Annotated in this window: 21 protein-coding genes; 10 read left to right on the top strand and 11 right to left on the bottom strand. The window is 73.5% G+C overall.

Annotation, left to right across the window (positions count from 1 at the left end; translation table 11 throughout):
- Window positions 1-9 precede the first annotated feature (9 nt).
- The 4 genes from thrC (at window position 10) to LBW97_RS06945 (ending at window position 4,610) form a co-directional block, all read left to right on the top strand.
- Window positions 10-1,311, top strand: coding sequence for a threonine synthase (thrC, locus tag LBW97_RS06960; protein ID WP_224498679.1), 1,302 nt, complete (start codon window positions 10-12; stop codon window positions 1,309-1,311).
- A gap of 196 nt (window positions 1,312-1,507) precedes the next feature.
- Entirely contained in the window at window positions 1,508-1,708 is a 201-nt protein-coding gene (locus LBW97_RS06955) for a cold-shock protein (RefSeq protein ID WP_224498678.1), read from the top strand.
- 273 nt (window positions 1,709-1,981) lie between these two features.
- Window positions 1,982-3,613 (top strand): chaperonin GroEL, encoded by a 1,632-nt coding sequence (gene groL, locus LBW97_RS06950; RefSeq protein WP_224498677.1) that lies wholly within the window; start codon window positions 1,982-1,984, stop codon window positions 3,611-3,613.
- 214 nt (window positions 3,614-3,827) lie between these two features.
- Complete coding sequence (locus LBW97_RS06945; protein ID WP_224498676.1) at window positions 3,828-4,610, top strand: DUF72 domain-containing protein; 783 nt, start codon at window positions 3,828-3,830, stop codon at window positions 4,608-4,610.
- A gap of 16 nt (window positions 4,611-4,626) precedes the next feature.
- On the opposite strand, the gene LBW97_RS06940 is transcribed toward LBW97_RS06945, so the two are convergent.
- The 3 genes from LBW97_RS06940 to LBW97_RS06930 form a co-directional block, all read right to left on the bottom strand.
- Window positions 4,627-5,358 carry a hypothetical protein gene (locus LBW97_RS06940; protein ID WP_224498675.1) on the bottom strand — a complete coding sequence of 244 codons (732 nt, stop codon included), beginning with the start codon at window positions 5,356-5,358 and terminating at the stop codon, window positions 4,627-4,629.
- Window positions 5,359-5,459: 101 nt separating this feature from the next.
- Window positions 5,460-6,455: a Gfo/Idh/MocA family protein gene (locus tag LBW97_RS20365; RefSeq protein ID WP_224498674.1), complete on the bottom strand. Its 996-nt coding sequence runs from the start codon at window positions 6,453-6,455 to the stop codon at window positions 5,460-5,462.
- The gene (locus LBW97_RS06930) at window positions 6,452-6,814 is read right to left on the bottom strand and encodes a VOC family protein (protein ID WP_224498673.1); all 363 of its coding nucleotides are present in this window, start codon (window positions 6,812-6,814) and stop codon (window positions 6,452-6,454) included. The genes LBW97_RS20365 and LBW97_RS06930 overlap by 4 nt, the downstream gene beginning before the upstream one ends.
- Before the next feature lie 19 nt (window positions 6,815-6,833).
- Between LBW97_RS06930 and LBW97_RS06925 the strand changes: the two genes are divergently transcribed.
- Complete coding sequence (locus tag LBW97_RS06925; protein WP_224498672.1) at window positions 6,834-7,124, top strand: DUF4031 domain-containing protein; 291 nt, start codon at window positions 6,834-6,836, stop codon at window positions 7,122-7,124.
- Here LBW97_RS06925 and LBW97_RS06920 read toward each other — a convergent pair.
- A complete protein-coding gene (locus LBW97_RS06920; protein WP_224498671.1) occupies window positions 7,051-7,722 on the bottom strand; it encodes an HD domain-containing protein in 672 nt (223 codons plus the stop codon). The genes LBW97_RS06925 and LBW97_RS06920 overlap by 74 nt on opposite strands.
- Window positions 7,719-8,990: an ArgE/DapE family deacylase gene (locus tag LBW97_RS06915; protein WP_224498670.1), complete on the bottom strand. Its 1,272-nt coding sequence runs from the start codon at window positions 8,988-8,990 to the stop codon at window positions 7,719-7,721. Before LBW97_RS06915 ends, LBW97_RS06920 begins: the two co-directional genes overlap by 4 nt.
- Before the next feature lie 30 nt (window positions 8,991-9,020).
- Here LBW97_RS06915 and LBW97_RS06910 point away from each other — a divergent pair, with 30 nt between their 5' ends.
- Both LBW97_RS06910 and LBW97_RS06905 read left to right on the top strand, forming a co-directional pair.
- Window positions 9,021-9,770, top strand: coding sequence for a phospholipid scramblase-related protein (locus tag LBW97_RS06910; RefSeq protein WP_224498669.1), 750 nt, complete (start codon window positions 9,021-9,023; stop codon window positions 9,768-9,770).
- Between the two features lie 328 nt (window positions 9,771-10,098).
- Window positions 10,099-11,397, top strand: a complete 1,299-nt coding sequence (locus LBW97_RS06905; RefSeq protein ID WP_224498668.1) for an MFS transporter — start codon at window positions 10,099-10,101, stop codon at window positions 11,395-11,397.
- Between the two features lie 60 nt (window positions 11,398-11,457).
- Here the strand turns inward: LBW97_RS06905 and LBW97_RS06900 are convergent, their stop codons facing one another.
- A complete protein-coding gene (locus LBW97_RS06900; RefSeq protein WP_224498667.1) occupies window positions 11,458-11,703 on the bottom strand; it encodes a DUF6458 family protein in 246 nt (81 codons plus the stop codon).
- Between the two features lie 258 nt (window positions 11,704-11,961).
- Between LBW97_RS06900 and LBW97_RS19875 the strand changes: the two genes are divergently transcribed.
- Together LBW97_RS19875 and LBW97_RS20195 are read left to right on the top strand one after the other, a co-directional pair.
- Complete coding sequence (locus tag LBW97_RS19875; RefSeq protein ID WP_255600734.1) at window positions 11,962-12,093, top strand: hypothetical protein; 132 nt, start codon at window positions 11,962-11,964, stop codon at window positions 12,091-12,093.
- A 62-nt stretch (window positions 12,094-12,155) separates the two neighbouring features.
- Window positions 12,156-15,140 carry an AAA family ATPase gene (locus LBW97_RS20195; protein WP_308010432.1) on the top strand — a complete coding sequence of 995 codons (2,985 nt, stop codon included), beginning with the start codon at window positions 12,156-12,158 and terminating at the stop codon, window positions 15,138-15,140.
- Window position 15,141: 1 nt separating this feature from the next.
- Here LBW97_RS20195 and LBW97_RS06885 read toward each other — a convergent pair whose 3' ends face one another.
- The 4 genes from LBW97_RS06885 to LBW97_RS06870 form a co-directional block, all read right to left on the bottom strand.
- Window positions 15,142-16,893 carry a DEAD/DEAH box helicase gene (locus LBW97_RS06885; RefSeq protein WP_224498666.1) on the bottom strand — a complete coding sequence of 584 codons (1,752 nt, stop codon included), beginning with the start codon at window positions 16,891-16,893 and terminating at the stop codon, window positions 15,142-15,144.
- 283 nt (window positions 16,894-17,176) lie between these two features.
- A complete protein-coding gene (locus LBW97_RS06880; RefSeq protein ID WP_224498665.1) occupies window positions 17,177-18,994 on the bottom strand; it encodes a hypothetical protein in 1,818 nt (605 codons plus the stop codon).
- 46 nt (window positions 18,995-19,040) lie between these two features.
- Window positions 19,041-20,726, bottom strand: coding sequence for a DNA repair helicase XPB (locus LBW97_RS06875; protein WP_224498664.1), 1,686 nt, complete (start codon window positions 20,724-20,726; stop codon window positions 19,041-19,043).
- A gap of 98 nt (window positions 20,727-20,824) precedes the next feature.
- Entirely contained in the window at window positions 20,825-21,277 is a 453-nt protein-coding gene (locus LBW97_RS06870) for a PaaI family thioesterase (protein WP_224498663.1), read from the bottom strand.
- Between the two features lie 39 nt (window positions 21,278-21,316).
- Between LBW97_RS06870 and LBW97_RS06865 the strand changes: the two genes are divergently transcribed.
- Entirely contained in the window at window positions 21,317-21,817 is a 501-nt protein-coding gene (locus tag LBW97_RS06865; protein WP_224498662.1) for a DUF1648 domain-containing protein, read from the top strand.
- Here the strand turns inward: LBW97_RS06865 and LBW97_RS06860 are convergent.
- Complete coding sequence (locus LBW97_RS06860; RefSeq protein ID WP_224498661.1) at window positions 21,793-24,063, bottom strand: helicase C-terminal domain-containing protein; 2,271 nt, start codon at window positions 24,061-24,063, stop codon at window positions 21,793-21,795. The genes LBW97_RS06865 and LBW97_RS06860 overlap by 25 nt on opposite strands.
- Between the last annotated feature and the right edge of the window lie 63 nt (window positions 24,064-24,126).

The raw sequence follows: 24,126 nt of genomic DNA, 5'->3' as shown, positions 1-24,126 counted from the left end.
AGTCGTCGCATGACTCTGACCGCTCCGGGCTCCGTCCAGGCCGATTCGTCCGCCGGGGGACCCGTTCCCCCCTGTCCCGCCCGGGGGCTGGTCTGCCGCAACTGCGGCGCCACCTTCGGCCTCATCGCCGAGCACGCCTGCGCCGAGTGCTTCGGGCCGCTCGAGGTCGACTACGACCCCGAGATCATGAAGAGCGTCACCCGCGAGCAGATCGAGGCCGGACCGCAGAACATCTGGCGCTACGTGGCCCTGCTCCCCGTGGGCCAGGACCCGGCGTCCCGCGTCTCGCTCGACCCGGGCATGACCCCGCTGGTGCGCGCCGACCGGCTGGCCGAGGAGCTCGGGCTCACCGGTGGCCTCTGGGTCAAGGACGACTCCGCGAACCCGACCCACTCCTTCAAGGACCGCGTGGTGTCGCTCGCCGCCACCGCCGCCAAGGGCCTGGGCTACACGAAGATCGCCGCCGCCTCCACCGGCAACCTGGCCAACTCGGTGGCTGCGCACGCCGCCCGCGTCGGCCTGCCGTCCTACGTCTTCATCCCCTCGGACCTCGAGCCGGGCAAGGTCGTGCAGTCCGCCGTCTACGGCCAGACGCTCGTCGCCGTCGACGGCTCCTACGACGACGTCAACCGGCTGACCAGCGAGCTCGCCGAGACCGACGAGTTCGAGGACACCGCCTTCGTCAACCAGAACGTCCGGCCGTACTACGCCGAGGGTTCCAAGACGATGGGCTACGAGATCGCCGAGCAGCTCGGCTGGCGCATCCCGGCCCAGGTCGTGATCCCGATGGCGTCCGGCTCGCTGCTGACCAAGGTGGACAAGGCGTTCCGCGAGCTCACCGCCGCGGGCATCGTCGAGGCCACCGAATGGACGATCTTCGGCGCCCAGTCCGCCGGCTGCGACCCGATCGCCACCGCGTTCGACAACGGCTGGGACGTCGTCAAGCCGGTCAAGCCGACCGGGATCGCCAAGTCGCTGAACATCGGCAACCCCGCCGACGGCCCGTACGCCCTGGACGCCATCCGGCGCACCGGTGGCTCGGTCGCCCGCGTGGGTGACGACGAGATCGTGCAGGGGATCCGCGACCTGGCCCGCACCACCGGCGTCTTCGCCGAGACCGCCGGTGGCGTCACCGTCGCGGTGCTGCGCAAGCTCGTCGAGGGCGGCCAGCTGGACCCGGCGAAGGAGACCGTCGTCCTCAACACCGGCGAGGGCCTCAAGACCCTCGACCCGCTGGAGCCGGTCGTCGGCCCCACGCACCGGGTCGAGCCGTCGCTGAAGTCCGCGCGGGCCGCCGGCCTGATCGGCTGACGCCCGGCCCGGATCGGGCGGCGCCACGTCGCCCGATCCGGGTATCGATGGGGCAGAGTTCTGGCTCCACCAGGCCTTTTCTGTTGTACCTTCTCGCGCGGTTCCAGTTCCATGTTCGTGTTCGAACGGGCGGAAGAGCTAGACCCGGTTCCCCGATCCAGAGGGACCGTCCGTACGCACGAACGTGGGAGCACACGTGGCACAGGGCACCGTGAAGTGGTTCAACGCCGAGAAGGGCTTCGGCTTCATCGCCGTCGACGGCGGGCAGGACGTCTTCGTCCACTACTCCGCCATCCAGATGGACGGCTACAAGTCCCTCGACGAGGGGCAGCGGGTGGAGTTCGAGGTCGTTCAGGGCTCGAAGGGCCCGCAGGCCGACGCCGTCCGCGCCGCCTGATCCACCGCTGAGGCGTCAGGCCCGGTCCCTCTCGGGGGACCGGGCCTGCGTCGTTCCGCGGGCCCCCGGTCGAGCGGCCCGACACCCCCGTTCTTGCACTCGCCGGGGTCGAGTGCCAGACTCGTTTCTGGCACTCGGGACTCCCGAGTGCCAATCAGGTCGGAACGGTGAGGCACCGGCGCGCGGACGCAAGGGAGTCCGTGGCAGCAGGTGTCGTCCGTCGCGGGCACCAACCCGGCCGTGCAGCGATCAATGCATGGAGGACATCACCACATGGCCAAGATGATCGCCTTCGAGGAAGAGGCGCGCCGCGGCCTCGAGCGGGGCATGAACACCCTCGCCGACGCCGTCAAGGTGACCCTCGGTCCCAAGGGCCGGAACGTCGTGCTGGAGAAGAAGTGGGGAGCCCCCACGATCACCAACGACGGCGTGAGCATCGCCAAGGAGATCGAGCTCGAGGACCCGTGGGAGAAGATCGGGGCCGAGCTCGTCAAGGAGGTCGCGAAGAAGACCGACGACGTCGCGGGTGACGGCACCACCACCGCCACCGTGCTGGCCCAGGCGCTCGTGCGCGAGGGCCTGCGCAACGTCGCCGCCGGCGCGAACCCGATGGCCCTGAAGAAGGGCATCGAGAAGGCCGTCGCTTCGGTCAGCGAGTACCTGCTCTCGACTGCCAAGGACGTCGAGACCAAGGAGCAGATCGCCGCCACCGCCTCGATCTCCGCCGCTGACCCCGCCATCGGTGAGCTCATCGCCGAGGCCATGGACAAGGTCGGCAAGGAAGGCGTCATCACCGTCGAGGAGAGCAACACCTTCGGTCTCGAGCTCGAGCTCACCGAGGGCATGCGCTTCGACAAGGGCTACATCTCGCCCTACTTCGTGACCGACACCGAGCGCATGGAGGCCGTCCTCGACGACCCGTACGTGCTCGTCGTCAACTCGAAGATCAGCTCCGTCAAGGACCTGCTCCCGCTGCTGGAGAAGGTCATGCAGGGCGGCAAGTCCCTGGCGATCATCGCCGAGGACGTCGAGGGCGAGGCCCTCGCGACCCTGGTCGTGAACAAGATCCGTGGCACCTTCAAGTCCGTCGCCGTCAAGGCACCGGGCTTCGGTGACCGCCGCAAGGCCATGCTCGGCGACATCGCCATCCTCACCGGTGGTCAGGTCATCAGCGAGGAGGTCGGCCTCAAGCTCGAGAGCGCCGGCGTCGAGCTGCTGGGCCGCGCCCGCAAGGTCGTCGTCACCAAGGACGAGACGACGATCGTCGAGGGTGCCGGTGACGCCGACCAGATCCAGGGTCGCGTCAACCAGATCCGCGCGGAGATCGACAAGTCGGACTCCGACTACGATCGCGAGAAGCTGCAGGAGCGCCTGGCCAAGCTGGCCGGTGGCGTCGCCGTCATCAAGGCCGGCGCCGCGACCGAGGTCGAGCTCAAGGAGCGCAAGCACCGCATCGAGGACGCGGTGCGCAACGCCAAGGCCGCCGTCGAGGAGGGCATCGTCGCCGGTGGTGGCGTCGCTCTCGCGCAGGCCACGGCCGTCGCGTTCGACAAGCTCGAGCTCGAGGGTGACGAGGCGACCGGTGCCAACATCGTGCGCGTCGCGCTCGAGGCCCCGCTGAAGCAGATCGCGATCAACGCAGGCCTCGAGGGTGGCGTCGTCGCGGAGAAGGTCCGCAACTCGGAGACTGGCTGGGGCCTCAACGCCGCCACCGGCGAGTACGTGGACCTGATCGCGGCCGGTATCATCGACCCGGCCAAGGTCACCCGCTCCGCGCTGCAGAACGCCGCCTCCATCGCGGCGCTCTTCCTCACCACCGAGGCCGTCATCGCCGACAAGCCGGAGAAGAACGCTCCCGCTGCCGGCGGCGGCGACATGGGTGGCATGGGCGGCATGGACTTCTGAGTCCGTCCCACCCGTAGTACCTCGCACGTCCCGACAGGGGCGGTCCGCTTCGGCGGGCCGCCCCTGTCGGCGTTCGTGGGGTCGGGCGGCGGCTCCAGCCGCGCGTCCGGACGTCCAGCCGCGCCGCGTACCGGCTGAACGGTCGACGACGCGGCTGGACGTCGCTCGAACGGGGCGGTGCGTCAGCGGTGATCGGCGGGGGTAGGCGGACCCGGTGACCGTGATCATCGGGACCTCGGGCTGGCAGTACCGCGACTGGCGCGGCGCCTTCTATCCGCCGAAGCTCCCGCAGCGGCTGTGGCTGGAGCACTACGTCGAGCACTTCGCGACGGTGGAGAGCAACAACGCCTTCTACCGGCTGCCCGAGCGCGAGACGTTCGTGAAGTGGAAGGACCGCACCCCCGAGGACTTCCGGTGGGCGGTCAAGGCCAGCCGGTTCCTCACCCACATCAAGCGGTTGCGGGAGCCGGAGGAGCCGGTGGCCCGCCTGATGGGCCGCGCGGAGGGGCTGGAGACCAAGCTCGACACGATCCTGCTGCAGCTCCCGCCGACCCTGAAGGCCGATGCCGACCTGCTGCGCGACTGCCTGGCGCAGTTCCCCGGCGGCACGCGGGTGGCGGTGGAGCCGCGACACGAGTCGTGGTGGACCGACGAGATCCGCGCCCTGCTGGAGCGCTACGGGGCGGCGCTGTGCTGGGCCGACCGGGACGAGCAGCCGATCGCCCCGCTGTGGCGCACCACCGACTGGGGCTACCTGCGCTTCCACCACGGGTTCGAGCAGTGGGGTTACCGCTCGGAGACCCTGCAGCTGTGGGCGGACCGGATTGCCGAGACGTACGGCGAGGACGACGTCCTCGTGTACTTCAACAACGACCCGGGCTGCGCCGCGGTGATCGACGCGGTGCGCTTCGCCGACGCGGTCCGCCGCGCGGGAGGTACTCCGACGCGCGTGCCCACGGCGGACCAGGCGACCGGGGTGGCCTGGCCGGCAGCCTGACCCGGCCGCCCAGAGGTCAGTCGTCCTCGGTGTCCTTCTCCGCGGCCTTGCGGGCCTGCTCGGCAGCTTCCTTGGCGGCCTCACGGGCCTCCTCGGCTGCTTCCCGGGCCTGCTCCTCGGCTTCCTCGGCGGCCTCGCGTGCCGCCTCCTGGGCCTCCTGCGCGGCCCGCTCCTGGGCCTTGGCGGCCTCGCGGGCCACCTTCTCCTGCTCCTTGGCCGCCTCGCGGGCGGCCTTCTCCTGCTCCTTCGCGGCGTCGCGGGCGTCCTTCTCGGCGTCGCGCTGCTCGTGGCGGGCCTGGTTCTCCTCGAGCTTCTCGCGAGCGTGCTCGTCGGCGTGCTCGATGGCGTTGTCGAGGCCGCGCCCGTCGCTGTCGTCCTCAGCGCCCTCGTCCTGGGCGGCCTCGTCCTCGGTCGAGTCCTCGGTGGAGTCGTCCGGCGAGTCCTCCGCGGAGTCATCCGTCCCGTCGTCGTCGCCCGGACCGTCCAGGCCCGAGTCGTCGGTCTCGGCCGCGTCATCCTGGTCCGAGTCGGCCGAGTCGGCCGAGTCGGCCGAGTCGGGGAGGTCGAAGGGCGACACCGTCTCGACGGCCTGCGCAACGACGTTCTGCACCGGCTCGGGCAGTGCGTTGGCGGCGCCCGCTCCCGTCACACCGGCGGCGGCGATGCCCAGACCGGTGGCCACCTGCGCCGCGGTGCTCGCGCCGGCGATCTTCGCCACGACAGCGGCCAGACCCTCGAGAAGTGCCATGAATCCGTGCTCCCTCTGAACCTGTGCCGCCCATGCGGCTGCTCCATCCGTCATCGGCACGGAGAGCGGTCGGCTACAGCGGATTCACCCGGACGGAGAGCTCAGAGGACGTCGACCGCCTCGGTGTGCCGCACGCCGAGCTGGTCGGCCGCCTGACCCAGCACGTCCTGCACGGCGAGGGTGTCGGCCAGCGGCATCACGGCGCTCTCGGTACGACCGGCGCGCAGGCACTCGGTGACCTCGATCAGCTCGTGCGCGTACCCGGCGCCGGTCTGCGGGCGGGTGATCTCCTCGGGCTCGGCGCCCTGGCGGTGCAGCACGATCGTCCGCGGGTGGTGGAAGCGGGGGAGGACGTCGATCCAGCCGGTCGTCCCCACCACGCGGGCGGCGCCGGGCAACGCGTACCGCAGCGACGTCGTCAGCGCGGCGTTCCGGCCGTCGTCGTAGCCCAGCAGGATCGCCGCCTCGGCGTCGGCGCCCGAGGGGAAGACCGAGCCGGTGGCGACGACGCGGTCCGGCGTCCCCAGCAGCATCTGGGCGAAGGAGACGACGTAGACCCCGAGGTCGAGCAGCGCGCCGCCGCCCAGCTCGAGGGCGAAGAGCCGGTCCGCCGGGTCGTACTCGCGGGCCACGCCGAGGTCGGCCTGCACCGAGCGCACCTCACCGATCGCGCCGTCGGCCACCAGGCGCCGCAGCTCGACGACGGCCGGCTGGAAGCGGGTCCACATCGCCTCCATGACGAAGGCCCCGGTCTCGCGCGCCAGGTCCACGACCTCGGTCGCTCCGGCGGTCGTGGCCGTGAACGCCTTCTCCACCAGGACGGCCTTGCCCGCGCGCAGGGCCGCCATCGCGAGCGCGTGGTGCTGCGGGTGCGGCGTCGCCAGGTAGAGGACGTCGATGTCGGGGTCGGCCACGATCTCGGCGTAGGAGCCGTACGCCCGCTCCAGACCGTGCCGGGCGGCGAAGGCATCGGCCCGCTCCTGCGACCGCGAGGCGACGGCGACCGCCCGCGCGTCCGGGGTGACGCCGAAGTCCGGCATCACGCTCTCGGCGATGCGGCCCGGCCCGACGATGCCCCAGCGGATCTCGTTGCTCACCCCGCAGACGCTATCGGGGAGCCGAACCGCAGCAGGTTGCCGTCCGGATCGACGTGCGCGCCCTCGCGGAGCCCGTAGTCGGTGTCGACAGGGGGAGTCGTCCGGCCGACCCCGGCCCACCGCGCCGCCAGCTCGTCGGCGTCGGGCACGTGCAGATAGGCCGCGGCCGCCGTGCGGAGCGGATCGTGCCCCTCGGTCACGACGAGGTGCAGCTCGATCCCGGCCAGGGCGGCGAAGCCGTACCCCTCGTCGTGCGCCGACACCTCGCAGCCCAGGGCGGCATAGTGCTCGAGCGCCCGCCGCAGGTCGGCGACCGGGAAGATCGGTGAGATCCGGACCCGCGGGTGCTCGTGCGCCATGGCGGGCAGAATCGCACGGGTGACCGTCCTGATCGACTCCCCGGTGTGGCCGTGGCGGGGACGGAAGTGGTCGCACCTGGTCAGCGACGTCTCCTACGAGGAGCTGCACGCCTTCGTCGACGCCGAGCTCGGCATCCCGCGGCGGGCGTTCCAGGGCGACCACTACGACATCCCCGAGGACCTCTACGACGTCGCCGTCGCGGCGGGGGCGGAGCCGCTCGGCTCGCGCGAGCTGCTCAGCCGCCTGATGGCGGCGGGGCTCCGCCGGAAGAAGTCCCGCCCGCCCCGGCGCGCGACCGGAGCAGGCTGAGCTCGGCGGCCAGGTTCGCCCGGGCCCGCGGCTCCCAGTCGGCGAGGGCGGGCAGCCGGTAGAGGCGGGGGAGCGCCAGCAGCTGCTCGAGGACGGCGATCCTCCCCGCGGTGAACACCTCGTCGGAGAGGTGCCCGTACTCGGCGCGGATCGCCGACGCGTAGACCACGTAGGCCTCCGGAGGCCCGGCCAGCACGGCGAGGTCGGCGTCGCAGAGCACCGCGCCGTTGACGTCGTCGGGCTCCGGGGCGTGGCCCGCGGTGAGCAGGACCAGCCGCACGACCTCCTCGACCCGGTCGTCCGGCACCAGCCCGCGCAGCCCGGCCCGGGCACGGGCGGCGCTGATCTCCTCGTTGTCCGACCGCTCCGGGTCGTAGACGACGTCGTGGTACCAGGCGGCGAGCAGGACGGCGTCGCGGTCCGGGGCGTCCCCGGCAAGCTGCGCGGCCAGCCCGAGGACGGCGGCCAGGTGCGCGAGGTCGTGGTACCGCCGGTGCGGCTCGCTCCAGGCGGCGACGACGGCGGCCCACTCGGTGCGGGAGGTGGGGGAGTCGCCGGCCAGCGCCGTCCAGGCGTCGAAGCCGACCAGCGTGCTCACCGGACCCCGCAGCTGCGCAGCGCCAGGAGCGCGAAGGCGCGGGCCGAGGTGACCAGCTCGGCGACCGGCACCCGCTCCAGCGGCCCGTGCGCGAGCTCGAGGTCGCCGGGGCCGTAGTGCAGCGTCGGGATGCCGGCGGCTGCGTAGAGCCGCAGGTCGGTGCCGGCGGTCAGCGCGCGCTCCGGCGGGGGCGGGCCCCCGGCGTCCACGACGGCGGCGCGGACCCGGTCCAGCAGCGGGTGCTCGGCCGGCAGCTGCCCGCTGGCGAAGGCGCCGCCGATCCAGGTCAGCCGGGCCGGGTGCCCGGCCAGCCAGGGATGTCCGGCGCAGAGCTCGGCGAGGCGGGCCTCGAGCGCGGCCCGGGCGGTCTCCACCGGCTCGCCCAGCCGGACGCCGTAGCGCCCCTCGGCGACGAGCCGGTCGGGCACCGAGCTCGCCCAGTCGCCGGCCTCCAGGCGCCCGATGGAGAGGCCGTAGGGGAAGGGGGCGTCGCCGAACCGCGGGTCGGCGTCGCGCTGCCGCTCGGCCTCGAACGTCCGCAGGCCGGCGTGCAGGTGCTCGAACAGCTCGATCGCGCTCACCCCGCGGTGGCGCAGCGCGGCGTGCGCGGCCTGGCCGGTCACCTCCAGCCGGAAGGTGAGCGCTCCCGCGTGCGCGGTCATCACCGACTGCGCGGTCGGCTCGGGGATGACGCAGACGTCGCCGGTGTGGCCCCGGCGGAGCGTCGCCCACGCGCCGAGCCCGCCGTCCTCCTCGCCGACGACGGCGTGCACCGCCAGCGGCCGGGCCAGGCGCACCTCCGCCGTCCGCAGTGCCTGGACGGCGGCGAGCGCGGCCACCACCCCGGCCTTCATGTCGCAGGCCCCGCGGCCGTGCACCGAGCCGTCGGCGAGGCGGGGGACGAAGGGATCGCCCGCCCAGAGCGAACGGTCGCCGGGCGGGACGACGTCGGTGTGGCCGGAGAACACGAGCGCCGGCGTCCCCTCCCCGGCGCCGGGGACGGTGCCGACGACGCCCCAGGCCTCGGTGCGGTGGACCTCCTGCCCCGGTGCGTCGGGTGCGGTGGCCGCCTCGCCGAGGTCGATCTGCCAGCGGTCGACCGTGCAGCCGAGCTCCTCGAGCCGGTCGGCGACGAGGTGCTGGGCCTCGCTCTCCGCCAGGGTGCCGCCCACCGAGGGGACGGCCACGAGCTCGCACAGCCGCTCGACGGCCCACTGCTCGTCGACGGCGGAGAGCACCCGGGCCTCGACGGCGGTGAGGTCGGCCATGCGTCGGAGTCTGGCACTAGCTTGGCGGCCGTGACCCGACCCCCGCCGCCCGGCTGGTACCCCGATCCCGCAGGGGGCCCGGCGCCCCGCTGGTGGGACGGCCAGAGCTGGACCGAGCACCTCCAGCAGCAGACCGCGCCGCCGCCGGTCCAGCAGGCGCCGGTCCAGCAGCTGCCCGCCGGCCCGTCGCTCTACGACCAGCCGGTGCTGCTCGTGTCGCAGAAGACGAAGCTCATCGAGCTCACCAACGAGTACGCGGTCTACGACGGTCAGGGGCAGCAGATCGGCGCCGTCGTCCAGGTGGGGCAGTCGGCGATGAAGAAGGCGGTCCGGCTGCTCTCCAGCCTCGACCAGTTCCTCACCCACCACCTCGAGGTGCGCGACGCGACCGGCCCGGTGCTGGTGCTCACCCGCCCGGCCAAGGTGATGAAGTCGCGGATCATCGTGCAGCGCCCCGACGGGACGGCGCTGGGCGAGATCGTGCAGGCCAACGTCTTCGGCCGGATCCGCTTCGACCTGGTCGCCGGGAACCAGGTGATCGGGAGCATCCAGGCGGAGAACTGGTGGGCCTGGGACTTCGCCGTCCTCGACGCCGCCGGCACCGAGGTCGCCCGCATCACGAAGAAGTGGGAGGGGCTGGCGCGCACGATGTTCACCACCGCCGATCGCTACGTCGTCCTGGTGCACTACCGGCTGCCCGAGCCGCTGGCGAGCATGGTGATCGCCTCCGCGCTGACCGTGGACACCGCCCTGAAGCAGGACGAGCGCGGGCTGAACTGAACCCTCCGGGCCCACGCGGCGTGACACGGCGGACAGCGACAGGGGGTGCTCTGGCGCGTACTCTGGGCGGAGTCCGGACCGGGTGCATCGTGCCCCCGGGTGCCATTTGGTTACGCCTTCACGGACTACCGCCCCGACCTCGGTCGGGGGCCTGGAGCCGTGTTGTGCTTTTCGCCGCGAGGCGGCCGTCATCCGGTCCGGACCTCATCACGACGAGAGCCCCCGCCCCTTCCGGGCGGGGGCTCTCGTGCGTCCGGCTCGAGGTGCCGGTCAACGTTGACCGCTCTAGCGTGAGCCCGGTCACGACCGCACGACCGAGGGGGGCACCATGGCGGGCGCGGTAAGACACGAGCAGGCGACCGAGGAGAAGCACAAGCTCCCGGTGAAGACGCTGGTCTCCGCCAGCATCGGCAACGCGGTCGAGTGGTTCGACTGGACCGTCTACGCGACCTTCGTCGTCTTCTTCGCGGGGCAGTTCTTCCCCGGCGACAACGAGGCGCTGAAGCTGATCGGCGCGACGTCGACCTACGCCCTCGCCTTCTTCTTCCGGCCGCTCGGCGGGCTGGTCCTCGGGCGGTTCGCCGACCTCAAGGGGCGCAAAGCCGGGATGCTGCTGACCATCCTGCTGATGGCCGGCGGCTCCATGGTCATCGCGCTCCTGCCGACGTACGAGCAGGTCGGCTGGTTCGCGCCGATCCTGTTGCTGCTGGCGCGGATCGCGCAGGGCATGTCGCTGGGCGGCGAGGTCTCCAACGCCTCGGCGTACCTGGGCGAGATCGCGCCGCCGGCGCACCGCGGCCGCTACTCGGCGTTCTTCTACATCTCGACCGGCTCCGCGCTGCTCGCCGCCTCGCTCATGGGTGTGCTGCTGACGACGGTGCTGAACCAGGACCAGCTGGAGTCCTACGGCTGGCGGATCGCCTTCTTCATCGGCGGTCTGCTCGGGTTCATCGGCATGTGGCTGCGCCGCTCGCTGGTGGAGACCGAGCAGTTCGAGGAGAACGCCGAGAAGGCGAAGGCGACCAAGAACCCGCTGATGCAGACGATCAAGCACCACCCGCGGGCAGTGCTCCAGCTCTGCGCCTTCACGCTGCTCTCGACGCTGTCGTACTACACGTTCTTCAGCGCCCTGACGCCGTTCGCGATCAACTTCCGGGACGCCGACTCGACCGACGTCTTCATCGCGCTGTCGGTGGGGACGGCGCTGTTCGTGGCGCTCTGCTATCCGTTCGGCAAGCTGTCGGACCGGATCGGCCGCAAGCCGCAGCTGCTCATCTGGTCCGGCGCGATGGCGGTGCTCATCGTGCCGCTGTCGTTCCTGGTGCAGGACAACCTGGCGTCGCTCATCGTCGTCTTCTGCGTCGGGCTGGGGCTCTACGCACTGATGGCCTCGATCGCTCCGGCGATCATGAGCGAGCTGTTCCCGACGGAGCTGCGGGCGACCGGGATCGGCGCTTGGTACAACCTCACCGTCGCGATCTTCGGCGGGACGGCGCCGCTGGTCATCACCGCGCTGTCCGACGCCGATCGTCCGCTCTGGTTCTTCATCTACGTGGCGGTGGCCGCCGTGGTGGCGTTCAGCGTGATCCTCACGCTCAAGGAGACCAAGGGCACCGAGCTGCGCTGAGACGTCGAAGGGCCCCCGTCCACGCTGACGGGGGCCCTTCGCCGTGCTGAGCGGGTGCGCTCAGTAGGTCTCTTCGGTGGTGCTCCGGCGGGCAGGTGCGCCGGCGGCCTCGCCGTAGGAGTCGGTGTGGGTGACCCGGCGCTGGCGCGGACCCCAGACGGCGAGCTCCAGGACGATGCCCAGAGCGCCGGCGATCATGAGGATCCAGCCGACCACCTGGAGGTCGACGCCGCTGACGTCGACGCGCAGGGCGAAGGTCAGGATCGCGCCCAGGGCGAGCAGGACGATGGCAGTTCCGAGCCGCATTGCGAACTCCCTTCCTCGCGGTCCTGTCGGCCCGGAGGCACGCGGGACCGGCGGCGATCGCCGCGGGGCGAACCGTGCCCTGCGGGGGAGCGCGGGAACCGCCGCGGCGGGCCGATGTCCCTCTAAGGGGTGTGCCCGAGACCCCCTTAGGACCCGTTTCCCCCGCCGGGACTGCCCGGTCGGCCGATGCCGGAGCCCACCCCTCAGAACGAACGTCTCTCTCGTACCGAGAAACACCCACGAGAGGACGCGGTTCCGATGGCCCTGCACTACAGCAACCCCGCACTGGACGCCGAGCTCGCCTACCGCCGCGAACAGCTGCAGCAGCTCGACCGGTCCGGGCGCAGCCGTCGCGGCCCCTGGATCCGGCTGCGCCGGCGTTCGCGCTGACCGCACCCCGTCCGGAGCACGGCGGATCGGGATCGTCGCAGGTCCGTGCCACGATCCACCCCGTGACGCGATGGGACGAGGGGCCGCTGGTCGGCCGGGCCGACGAGCTGGACCGGCTGCTCGCGCACGTCGGCCGGGCGGCCGGCGGGCGGTCGTCGGCCGTGCTCCTGGCCGGCGACGCCGGGGTCGGCAAGACCCGGCTGCTGGACGAGCTGAGCCGCCGGGCGACCGAGCGCGGCGTCCGGGTCCTGATCGGGCACTGCGTCGACCTCGGGGACGTCGGCCTGCCCTACCTGCCCTTCGTCGACCTGCTGCGCCCGGTCGCCGCCGACCCGGAGCTGGCGCTCTCCGCGCGGGAGAACCCGGTGCTGGGCGCCCTGCTCTCCGGCCGGCCCAGCGGGGCCGCGGCCATCCGCCCGACCGGCGAGGAGCAGGACCTCGGGCGTCCGCTGCCCAACCGCGCCATGCCCCAGCCCGCCGACGACGGCCGGCTCCTGCTGTTCGAGTCCGTCGCGCACCTGCTCTGCGAGCTCGCCTCGACCGGCCCGCTGCTCCTCGTCCTCGAGGACGTGCACTGGGCCGACCGGTCCAGCCGCGACCTGCTCCGCTACCTCCTCGCCCGGCTCGCGGACGAGCCGATCGCCGTCGTCGCCTCCTACCGTTCCGAGGACCTGCACCGCCGGCACCCGCTCCGGCCGCTGCTCGCGGAGCTCGTCCGGCTGCCCGGGGTGGAGCGCGTCGACCTCGAGCCGTTGCCGCCGCAGGCGCTGCGCGAGCTGGTGCGCGGGCTCGGCCACGAGGCGGGCGGGCTCAGCGAGCGGGCGCTCGACGACGTGGTGGCACGGGCGGAGGGGAACGCCTTCTTCGCCGAGGAGCTGGTGGCCGCGGGGGTGCACGGCGAGGCCCTGCCCTGGGCCCTGGCCGACGTCCTGATGACCCGGGTGGAGCAGCGCTCGCCGGCCGCCCAGCAGGTGCTGCGGGTGGCGGCCGTCGCAGGCCGCAAGGTGCGCCACGAGTCGCTGGCCGGCGTCGTCGACCTGGCCCCCGAGGAGCTCGAGCGGGCGCTCGCCGAGGTCGTGCACCACCACCTGCTCGTCGTCCACGACGACGGCCACTACCGGTTCCGGCACGCGCTGCTGCGCGAGGCGGTGCTCGCCGACCTCCTGCCCGGCGAGGCGGTCCGTCTGCACGCCGCGATCGCCGGCTACCTGGCGCAGCACCCGACGGCCGGCACCGCCGCCGAGCGGGCGCATCACGCCCGCGGCAGCAACGACCTGCCCGGCGCGCTGACCGCCGCGCTCGAGGCCGCCGACGACGCCTGCTGCGTCGGAGCCCCGGCCGAGCAGCTGCAGCACCTCGAGGCGGCCCTGGCGCTGTGGTCGGCGGTGCCCGACGCGGAGGAGCGGGCCGGCCGGGACCAGGCCGCGCTGCTCTTCGAGACGGCGGTCTGCGCCCGGTCGGCCGGTGAGCTGCACCGTGCCGTTGCACTGCTCCGCGCGGCGCTGGACGTGCTCGGGCCGGACGGGGACCCGAAGGTGCGTGCGCGGGTGCACTACACGCTGGCGCAGGCGATGGTCCGGGTCGAGAACGTCGAGGGCGCCCACGAGCAGACTCGGGCCGCCCTGGCGCTGGTCCCGGCCGACCCGCCGTCGGAGGTGCGCACCTGGGCCGCCGCCACACACGCCCGGATGAGCTACTCGCTGGGGCTGCTGGACGAGGCCGACGCGATCGCCGAGGAGGCGCTGGCCGCCGCCGACGCGCTCGGGCTGGACAGCGCCTGGGCCGACACCGCCATCTCCCAGACGGGCAACCGGCCGGGGGAGGACCTCGCGTGGGTCACCCGGCGGCTGGAGGAGGCGCAGGTGCGGGCCGCCCGCGCCGGCGACGTCGACGTCGAGATGCGCGCTGTGTTCAACCTGGGCGCGTTCGCGCGGGAGGCCGGCCGCCTGGACGAGGTGCTCGAGGTGACCGGCCGCGCCGTGGAGCGGGCCCGCGACCGCGGCATGGAGTGGGCCTTCTACTCGGTGGAGCTGCGGCACCTGAGGGTCAACGTCCTCTACATGGCCGGTCGCTGGGACGAGAGCCTGGCCGAGGCCGACCAGCTCGCCCGCATCCCCGACATGGCCGCGCACCTGCGTGCCGCGGCGCTGCTGGTCCTGATCGGGCGCGGCGACCCGGCTGCCCGCGAGCGGCTGGACTGGGCGCGTGCCCTGATGCCGCGGCTGAGGTCGCACGTGCTGCTCACCGTGGTCACAGCGGCGGCGGAGATCGATCTCGCCGCCTGGACGGGCGACCCGCAGACCGCCCTCGACGCAGCCATGACCGCGAGCCGGCAGCTGCAGGCGGTCTGGAAGTCCGACCACCTCGGGGTGCTGCGACTGATCGCGACGGCGCTGGCACCGGCCGCCGACGCGGCGTGCGCCGCCCGGCTCGTCGGCGACACCGCGACCGCGGAGCGCTGGATGAGCGCGGCGGAGCCGCTGATCGAACTGGCCCGCTCCGCCGTGGACGTCTACGTCGAGTCCTTCGGTGAGCCGGGGCTGGAGGGGAAGGCCTGGCAGGCGCGCCTGCTGGCCGAGGCGGCGCGTCTGCGTGGGGACGACTCACCCGGCCCGTGGCGGAAGGCCGTCGAGTCGTTCGGCTCCTGGCACGTCTACGAGGAGGCGCGCTCGCGTCGACGGCTCGCCGAGGCGCTGCTGGCTGCCGGCGACCGGTCCGCGGCCGCCGCCGAGGCACAGGCCGCGCACGACGTCGCGGTCCGGCTGGGTGCCGCTCCGCTGCGGTCGGCCGTGGAGGCGCTGATCCGGCGCGGGCGGCTCGGCGTCGGGGGAGTGCGCGCGGTCGACGGCGCCGCGGTGCTCACGCCCCGGGAGCAGTCGGTCCTCGCGCTGCTGGCCCAGGGGCGGACCAACCGGCAGATCGGTGCGGAGCTCTACATCAGCGAGAAGACCGCGAGCGTGCACGTCAGCAACATCCTGGCCAAGCTCGGCGCCGGCGGACGCACCGAGGCCGTCGCCATCGCCGCCCAGCGTGGCTTGCTGACCTAGCTCACAACATCGTGCGCAGGCGCTCCCGGCGGGCGCGGAGGACGTCGACCGACGCGGATGCCGACGGCGGTCCGGGCACGGACTGACGCAGCTGGGTGTGCACGACGGCCTGCGGCTGCGAGGTGCGTGCCGCGACCCGGTTGACCAGCCTGTTGATCTCCCGGCGGAGCTCCGCGGCGTCGCGCCACGAGCGGCCGGTGTCGTCCTCGTCGGGGTGGTCCTCGACCATCATGAAGTCGTCGACGTCGGCCCGGTGGCTCGCGGCGATCCGCTGCCGCAGCTCGTCGTCGCGCTTGGACAGCAGCTCCGCGGTCTGGGCGGGGGTGAGCAGACCGGGGATGCCGAGGAACTCCTCGTCCTCCTCGCCGACGACGACTGTCGCGCCGGTGCCCTCGCCGGTGTGCGCGGTTCCGCTGTGGAGGACGTGGGCGAAGCGGGCGTCGGCCTCGAGGGCCTCCCACTGCTTCATCTCGCCCTCCTTCGGCTCCCGCGGCGGCAGGTCGAGCGCCTCGAGCTCCTCGTCGGGCTGGCTCTTCGGCGGCGGCATGACGTGGTTGCGCTGCTCCTCCATGGAGGCGGCCAGCGACAGCAGCGGGCGCACCGCGGGGAGGAACACCGTCGCCGACTCGTGCGGCGAGCGGGAGCGGACCACGCGGCCGACGGCCTGGGCGAAGAACAGCGGCGTCCGGTAGGAGGTCATCCAGGCCAGGACGGCGGCGCGGGGGACGTCGACGCCCTCGGAGATCATGCGGACGCAGACGGCGATGCGCGCGGACCCGGTCGCGAAGCGCTCGATCTTCTTCGACGCCTTGGGGTCGTCGGAGAGGATCAGCTCGGCGGCCTTGCCGGTCACCCGGCGGACGATCTTGGCGTAGGCGCGGGCGTCGTCCTGGTCGCTGGCGAGGATCAGGCCGGCGGCGTCGGGCATGCCGCCCTCCTCGCGGAGGTGGGTGATCCGGTCGTCCATCGCGGCGATCACGTGCGGCACCCACTGGCCCTTGGGGTCCAGCGCGGTGCGCCAGGCCTGCATCTCCACCGACTTGGTGCCGGCCTCGCTCAGCGAGGCGGCGACGACCTCGCCGGCGGAGTTCCGCCAGCGCGAGGTGCCGGTGTAGGCGGCGAAGACGACGGGGCGGACGACATTGTCGGCCAGCGCCTCCTTGTAGCCGTAGGTGAAGTCGGCGCGGCTGACCAGGCCACCGGCCTCGCCCTCGAAGAGGTCCTCCTCGTAGCGGACGAAGGGGATGCGCTCGTCGGGCTTGGTGCGGAACGGCGTCCCGGTCAGGCAGAGCCGGCGGGCGGACATGCCGTACGCCTCCTCGACCGCCTCCCCCCAGGAGAGGCCGTCACCGGCGTGGTGCACCTCGTCCAGGATGACCAGCGACTTGACGGCGGTGGCGCGGGCCGCGTGCAGCATCGGCTTGCCGGCGACCTGCGCGTAGGTGGTCACGTAGCCCTGGGTGCCGGCGCGGACCGGTCCGACGGCGTTGGTCAGGTTGGGGTCGAGCACGATGCCCATCGCGTCCGCGGCCTCGGCCCACTGCAGGCGCAGGTGGTCGGTGGGGGCGACGACGACGACGCGGGCGACCTCGCGGCGGGACAGCAGTCGGGCGGCCAGGGTCAGCGCGAACGTCGTCTTCCCGGCGCCGGGCGTAGCGGTGACGAGGTAGTCCTTGGGGGACTGCTCCTCGTACTGGGCGAGCGCGGCCTGCTGCCATGCGCGGAGCGGACGGCTGGTGGTCTGCGGGCTCAAGGCTTCCGCTCGCAATGCACTCCCCATGACGGGGTCCATCTTCACTGTCCGAGGAGCAACACGCCCAACCGGTCCCCTGTCGCGCGCCCCGGCCCCGACCACGTATAGAGCTACCCAACGCGCGTCTGACCTGCGGAAACACGACGTCAAGGGAAAAGGTCTGTGGGGATCCTCATGCCGTGAGGGACCGGCACGTCACTTCCGTCCCACCGGGGTGGGCGCCGTGCGCTGATGTGCCGTTCCGGGTGCTGGAATGGCACATCAGCGCACACGATGCTCGTGCCTAGGCCGGAGGGCGGTCCCCGCCGCCCAGCCGCGCCAGGGTCGCCTCCGGCGCGGAGTCGTCCCCGGACCGGGCCTGGGCACCCACGCTGTCCAGCAGATCGAGCGCCACCTGGCCGGAGACTGCGGTGGCCGGGGCCGCGGGTAGCAGGGAGCCGGCAAGGCCGTCGACCTCCAGCACCACCGTCTCGCCGGCGCGCAGGGCGCCCCGTACCGACAGCGACGGCGCCGCGTACGCCTGGAAGTGCGCGCAGGTGCCCTCGGGCAGGGGCAGGCGCACGGGCACGGGCACGAAGGTGACAGGGGAGACGAGCGGGTCGACGGCCAGCACGACAGGCGTCCCGTCGACGGCGTCGGCGATCAGCAACCCCAGCGCCGGGCGCGGCTCCGTCGTGCGCGCGATCCGGATGGCTCGGGCCCGGCGCGTGAGGAGGACCGCGAGGCCTGTGCACCACAGCAACGCGATCAGCAGGACTGCCACGCAGACGCCGACGCCTCGGCCGAGCGCGTCGTCCTTCCCGACCAGCCGGGCGGACGACGGGTCGGCGAGCGCGTACTCGACGTCCACCTCGCTGCCCGTCGGCGGCAGGTTGTCGACGGCGACGTCCGCCTCCCGGGCACGGCCGTCCCCGTCCCGGAATCGCACGGTGACCGACTCCGGCACGGGGCCGAAGGACTCCAGCGCCCGTTCGCCTGTGCTCGTGGCCGTGGCGATCGTCGTGGGCCCGGAGGTGAGCGCGTACCACTGGGCCGGCAGGGGCCAGGCGATGGCGGCGGCGATGGCGACCAACCCGATCGGCCACAGGAAGCCCAGCAGCGCAGACCTCGGACGCACGGCGGAGGTGGCGCCGGCGGGGCGTCGCGCGTCCTCCCAGTCGTCGCGCGGGATCTGTCGACGGGTGTAGGGCGCCAGCCGGGCGAGGAGGGCGGCAGGCTGCTCGCCCGGGAGAAGCCGGAGGTCGTCCTCCGTCAGTGGCGGCAGGGGGTGCGCCGGCTCGACCGCGGCGGAGCCAGGGACCGATGCCGACCACGCATTGCGACGGCTGCGCAGGTACAGGAGGCGGAGGCCGCCGACGAGTGCCGGCGGCAGCCCCACCATCAGGGCGATCCCCACGTACAGGCCCGGGGTTGTGGGGTCGCCCGGGTCCGGCCAGCCGGTGACCCGGACGTCGAGGAGGCTGCCCGTGGGCTCGTCGTCGCAGTCGGCCTCGCCGCTGCGCTCGATGCCGTCGGCGTCGGTCCAGACGACGTCGCAGAAGCCCTCGCCGTCGCCGCCCACCACCTCGACCGAGGCGGAGTAGCCCGTGACGTACATGCTCAGGCAGTACGCCACCCACAGCCCGCCCAGGCCCAGGAGCAGCCAGGCCCACCAGCTCCGGCCCGGCTTCGGGGCGGAGGGGGGCTTCGGCACCCCGGCCGATGGCGACGAGCGGAGGACGCCGACGAGGAGGCCTGCGTACTCCTCACCGAGCGCCATTTCGACGACCCGCCGGTCGGTGAGCTGGATGCGCAGGAGCACGTCGTCCGGCGTGGACCACGCGCCCGTGGCCATCCCCGAGTGCAGGACGACCCCTCCCGTCAGGTCGACCCGGCCCGTGCCCCAGCGCGGCGCCCAGACGGCATGTCCCGCGGCGAGAGCGAGCTGCCCCGAGCGGGACCAGCGACCGGGCAGCGTCAGGCGCGCCCCCATGGTCGTGCGGCCGCCCTGCCCGAGGTCGGCCCGCCAGGCCTTCGCCCGCCGTCGCCGCCACCAGCTCTGGACGAACAGCGCGACCAGGCCCACGGCGAAGCCGCCGACCGCGGTCAGGATCGTCTCCACGCCTGACCCCTTCGGCAGCGAGGGTGGTCAGCGACAGCCGAACGGGTCAGTCGGCGGGCTCGTCCACCCAGTCCGGGCCGTTGACCTCGCCCGGGCCGGCCAGGTCCGCGGCGTCGACGATCGTGTACGCGTAGCCCTGCTCGGCGAGGAAGCGCTGCCGGTGGGCGGCGTACTCGCTGTCGAGGGTGTCGCGGCTGACCACCGTGTAGAAGTGCGCCTGCCGACCGTCGGCCTTGGGGCGGAGCACCCGGCCGAGCCGCTGCGCCTCCTCCTGCCGCGACCCGAAGGTGCCCGACACCTGCACGGCGACCGCGGCCTCGGGCAGGTCGATGGAGAAGTTGGCGACCTTGGAGACCACCAGGGTCTTGATCTCGCCGGAGCGGAACGCGTCGAACAGCCGCTCGCGCTCCTTGTTCGTCGTCGACCCCTGGATCACCGGGGCGTCGAGCGCGGCGCCGAGCTCCTCGAGCTGGTCGAGGTAGGCGCCGATGACGAGCTTCTGCTCCTCGGGGTGCCGCTCCAGCACCCGGCGGATCACCGGCAGCTTCGAGTGCGCGGTCGCCGCGATCCGGTACCGCTCCTCAGGCTCGGCGACGGCGTAGGTCATCCGCTCCTCGTCGTCGAGCGCGACCCGCACCTCGACGCACTCGGCCGGCGCGATGTAGCCCTGCGCCTCGATGTCCTTCCACGGGGCGTCGTAGCGCTTCGGCCCGATGAGGGAGAAGACGTCGTCCTCGCGGCCGTCCTCGCGCACCAGCGTGGCGGTGAGGCCGAGCCGGCGGCGGGACTGCAGGTCGGCGGTGAGCCGGAAGATCGGCGCCGGCAGCAGGTGCACCTCGTCGTAGACGATCAGGCCCCAGTCCTGCGCGTCGAAGAGGTCCAGGTGCCGGTACTCGCCCTTCCGGCGGGTGGTGATCACCTGGTAGGTCGCGATGGTGACCGGGCGGATCTCCTTGCGCTCGCCGGAGTACTCGCCGATCTCCTCCTCGGTCAGCGTGGTGCGGGCGATCAGCTCGCGCTTCCACTGCCGCCCGGAGACGGTGTTGGTCACCAGGATCAGCGTCGTCGCCTTGGCCTCGGCCATCGCCGCGGCGCCGACCAGCGTCTTGCCCGCGCCACAGGGGAGGACGACGACGCCCGAGCCGCCGGCCCAGAAGCCGTCGACGGCCTGCTGCTGGTAGTCGCGCAGCGTCCAGTCCTCCTGGTCCAGGAAGATCGGGTGCGCCTGCCCGTCGACGTAGCCGGCGAGGTCCTCGGCCGGCCAGCCGATCTTGAGCAGCGCCTGCTTGAGCCGGCCGCGCTCGGAGGGGTGCACGACGACGGAGTCGCCGTCGATGCGGGCGCCCAGCATCGGGGCGACTTTCTTCGACCGGACGACCTCCTCCAGCACCGCGCGGTCGGTGCTGGTCAGGACCAGGCCGTGGATCGGATTGTTGGCCAGGGTGAGTCGGCCGTAGCGGTCCATCGTGTCGGCGATGTCGACCAGCAGCGCGTGCGGCACGGGGTAGCGCGAGAAGCGGACCAGCGCGTCGACGACCTGCTCGGCGTCGTGGCCGGCGGCGCGGGCGTTCCACAGCGCGAGCGGCGTTACCCGGTAGGTGTGCACGTGCTCCGGGGAGCGCTCCAGCTCGGCGAACGGCGCGATCGACGCGCGGCACTCACGGGCCAGCGGGTGGTCCACCTCGAGGAGCAGGGTCTTGTCCGACTGGACGATCAGGGGGCCGTCGCTCAAGGCGATGTGATCCTTCGTTCGGGGATGGCGGCGCGGCAGGGCACGCGCCGGACTGTCCACGGTAACGCCGGGGAGCGATCTGGCCTTCCCCGCGGCGGCTAGCTGCGGGGGCGCCAGCGCTTCCAGAGCGCCGTCGCCGTCGCCCGCGGCTTGCCGTCCCACCGCAGCTGCACGTCCACGGTCATCTGCGCCTCGGACGCCTCGGTGACCACCGCGACGAGCGACACCGGCTCGGCCAGCGGCGCGGGCCGGAGGAACCGGACATCGAGCCCCGCGGTCACGTACGCCAGCGCGCTGCCGGGCGTGACCAGCCCCCGCTGCTCCGCCTCGTGCAGAACCGCGGCAGCGCTGTGGCAGTCCAGCAGCGTCGAGATGATCCCGCCGTTGAGGTAACCCAGGCCGTTGTCGTGCTCCGGCCACGGCGTGAACGTCGCCGTCACCCCGTCGTCGCCGGGGTAGCTCCGGATCCGCAGACCGCGCTCGTTGGCCGGCCCGCAGCCGAAACACGTCATGTCCGGGATCAGCCGTTCCTGGATGCTCGGAGAGGTCACCCGAGGCAGCATGCCGCAGCCCGCCGCTAGGTTCGGCCCATGGGCAGAGCGCGCATGGGATTCGTCGGAGCCGGGGTGCTGTTCGCCGCCGTCTGGCTGTGGTCGCTCGGCCGGCTCCCCGAGCGGGTGCCCACCCACTTCGGCGGCAGCGGCGAGGCCGATGCCTGGAGCAGCCGCGCGGTCGCCCTGGGCACCTTCGGCGTGATCGGGCTCGGCACCGCCGCGCTGTTCGCGGGGCTCGTCTGGTTCGTCGGCCGGGTGCCGGCCGAGCACGTCAACGTGCCGCACCCGGAGTACTGGAAGCAGCCCGAGCACCTCGACCGGCTGCGGCGGCTGCTGGCCGAGGACATGTGGTGGCTCGGGGCGTCGACGCTCCTGCTGCTGGCCGCCGTCCAGCTGCTGCTGGTCCGCGCGGCGGCGCTGGAGGAGCCCCGGCTCGGGCCCTGGGCCGTCGTCGCCCTCGGGACCTACCTGCTGGTCCTGGGCGGCCGGCTGGCCTGGATGTTCACCCGCCGCTACGCGGTGCCGGGCCGCGCCTGAGCGTCGTCGGGCTCGACCAGGGCGACCGAGGTGATCCGGTGCACGGCGAAGGTGCGGTTCTCCCCGCGCCCCTCGTCGTAGCCCTGCAGGAACCCACCGACCAGCGACACCGGCTGCACCACGCGCTGGCTGCCGCTGCCCTGGGCGTCGACGTAGCCCAGCCACACCGGCACGCCCTCGCGGAGCGCGCGGGAGAGCAGCTCCAGCGTCGACGCCGTCGTCACGCCGGGCACCTGGCGCACCGCCTCGCCGCGGCGGGCGGCCAGCGCGGCGTCGCCGGCGCGCACCTCCCGCACGACCGCGGCCAGCTCGTCGTCCGACGGCCGGCGGCCGGCGGGGGAGGGCTCGGCGCCGGTCCGCCGGCCGGCGGCACGGGCGCGGGCCGGCGGCCGGGTGAGGACGGCGCCGCCCGGGTTCTCGCCGGCGGGTGCGTAGCCCGCGTCGCGCAGCACGGTGAGCACCTCGTCGGCACCGAGTCCGCTGACGAGAACTCCCGGGGCCAGCCGGCGCAGCTCCGCGGCGGCCGTCCGCCGGTCGCTGAGCACCTGGGAGAGCAGCCCGTGGTCGTCGGAGCGCACGTAGGACTCGATCGAGCCGACCCGCAGCCGTCCGTGCTGCCGGGCGACGTCGTCGACCAGGTAGTCCAGCGCCTGCGGCACCGGGGTGCGTGAGGCCTTCGCGAAGAAGTCGTGCAGGTCTGAGGCCGACCAGCCGACGTCCAGTGCCCGGCGCACGCTGGCCTCCGACACCCGGAAGACCGTCGCGCCGCCGGAGGACTCCACGTCGGCGACGACCGAGAGGGTGTCGGACAGCTCGGCGACCAGCGGGCCCGGCGCGATCAGCGACAGGTCCGGCTGGGCGAGCACGTGGTCGACCGGCGCGGGGAGCAGACCGCGCATGCCGTCGGCGGCGCCGTCCTCCCCGCTCGTCAGCAGGCCGCGCCCGCCGGTGGAGAGCGCACCGTTGACCAGGACGCCGAGGCGCGCGGCCTCGGCCAGCATGTCGGGAACCGGTGCCAGCCGGTCGGCCCGGCGCGGGGTGCGCCAGCGCAGCAGCGCGGTGAGGTCGTCGGGCGCGAGACCGGAGCCGGCGGGCAGCTCGGCGAGCACGGCCAGCGCCGACCGGCGGATCGCCGGGGCGGTGTGCCGCACCAGATCGGGGGAGAGGGCGTTGGCCGACTTCCCGGCGACGTCGCGCACCCCGACCAGCGACGGCAGTCGGACGCCGTCGAGCCAGCCGGCCACGAGCACGGCCCAGCGGTCGGCGAGGTCCTGCTCCCGCCAGACGTCGTAGGCGCGGGTCGGCAGCCACTCGTCGCGGTGCGGTCCGCCGACGTCGAGCAGTCCACCGGCGAAGGCGAGCTCCAGCAGCCAGGCGGCGTCGGGCTCGGAGACCTTCAGCGCCTTCGCCACCCGCTTCTGGTCGCGCACGCCGACCCCTCCGCTGCGCAGCAGTCCGGCCGGTTCCTCCTCCAGCAGCGTCAGCAGCTCGCCGATCCGGCCGACCACCTCCAGCGCGCCGCCCGCGGCCTGCCGGTCCACCACCTTCGGCTCCCGCGCGGTCACGGCCGGCTCGGGGCGGGTGCGCGGCGGCCCGTAGGGGGAGCTCCCGCGCAGCAGGACGCCGATCTCCCGGGGGAGCTCGACGTTCAGGGCGTCGATGCGGGCGAGCAGGCCGCGCTGCAGCAGCCGTCGGGCGGGGGAGGAGGCGCCGTTGCCCGGGACGTCGGGGAGGTGGCCGACCGGGCGGTCGCCGGCCAGCCGCTCCAGCACCGCCAGCTCGTCGGGTGCGAGCTCGCCCAGGACCGCGGGGAGGTCGGCCGGCAGGTGCAGCCGCAGGTCGAGGGCGCGGCGGCCCAGCCCCGCGGGATGACGCACCGATCGCCGTACCGGGTCGGGTGCGTGCAGGACGTCGTCGCCCCACAGCAGCGCGCGGGTGGTGAGGGTGTCGATCGTGGCGACCAGCACGTCGTCGGCGACCTCGGGCAGCGCCGCGATCAGCTCGTCGGGGGCGACGCCGTCGGTGGGCGCGAGCAGCACGACGTCGAGCACCTGCAGGGTCGCGGCGTCCAGCTCGTCGAGGGCGCGGTCCACCGAGACCGGCACCGCCAGCCGGCTGGCCAGGGCGACGACGTCGGAGGGGGCGGGGCGGGCGACGTCGGGGCGGGCCGCCAGCAACGCGCTCAACTGCTCGTCGCTGCGGGTGCGCAGCCAGGCGGCGAGCGTCGCAGGGGCTTCCGTGGACATCCGGTCCACGCTACGTCGTCAGCGCCACCCGCTGCCCGGGCGGCCCGGCTGAGAGCATGGCGG

The organism is Blastococcus sp. LR1 (assembly GCF_020166105.1).
Classification (GTDB): domain Bacteria; phylum Actinomycetota; class Actinomycetes; order Mycobacteriales; family Geodermatophilaceae; genus Blastococcus.
This window is presented reverse-complemented; position numbering and strand designations above follow the sequence as displayed.

Coding starts and splice junctions, on each gene's coding strand:
- thrC (WP_224498679.1), top strand. CDS start 10: ATGACTCTGACCGCTCCGGGCTCCGTCCAGGCCGATTCGTCCGCCGGG.
- groL (WP_224498677.1), top strand. CDS start 1,982: ATGGCCAAGATGATCGCCTTCGAGGAAGAGGCGCGCCGCGGCCTCGAG.
- LBW97_RS06940 (WP_224498675.1), bottom strand. CDS start 5,358: ATGGCACTTCTCGAGGGTCTGGCCGCTGTCGTGGCGAAGATCGCCGGC.
- LBW97_RS06930 (WP_224498673.1), bottom strand. CDS start 6,814: ATGGCGCACGAGCACCCGCGGGTCCGGATCTCACCGATCTTCCCGGTC.
- LBW97_RS06915 (WP_224498670.1), bottom strand. CDS start 8,990: ATGGCCGACCTCACCGCCGTCGAGGCCCGGGTGCTCTCCGCCGTCGAC.
- LBW97_RS06905 (WP_224498668.1), top strand. CDS start 10,099: ATGGCGGGCGCGGTAAGACACGAGCAGGCGACCGAGGAGAAGCACAAG.
- LBW97_RS06900 (WP_224498667.1), bottom strand. CDS start 11,703: ATGCGGCTCGGAACTGCCATCGTCCTGCTCGCCCTGGGCGCGATCCTG.
- LBW97_RS19875 (WP_255600734.1), top strand. CDS start 11,962: ATGGCCCTGCACTACAGCAACCCCGCACTGGACGCCGAGCTCGCCTAC.
- LBW97_RS06865 (WP_224498662.1), top strand. CDS start 21,317: ATGGGCAGAGCGCGCATGGGATTCGTCGGAGCCGGGGTGCTGTTCGCC.
- LBW97_RS06860 (WP_224498661.1), bottom strand. CDS start 24,063: ATGTCCACGGAAGCCCCTGCGACGCTCGCCGCCTGGCTGCGCACCCGC.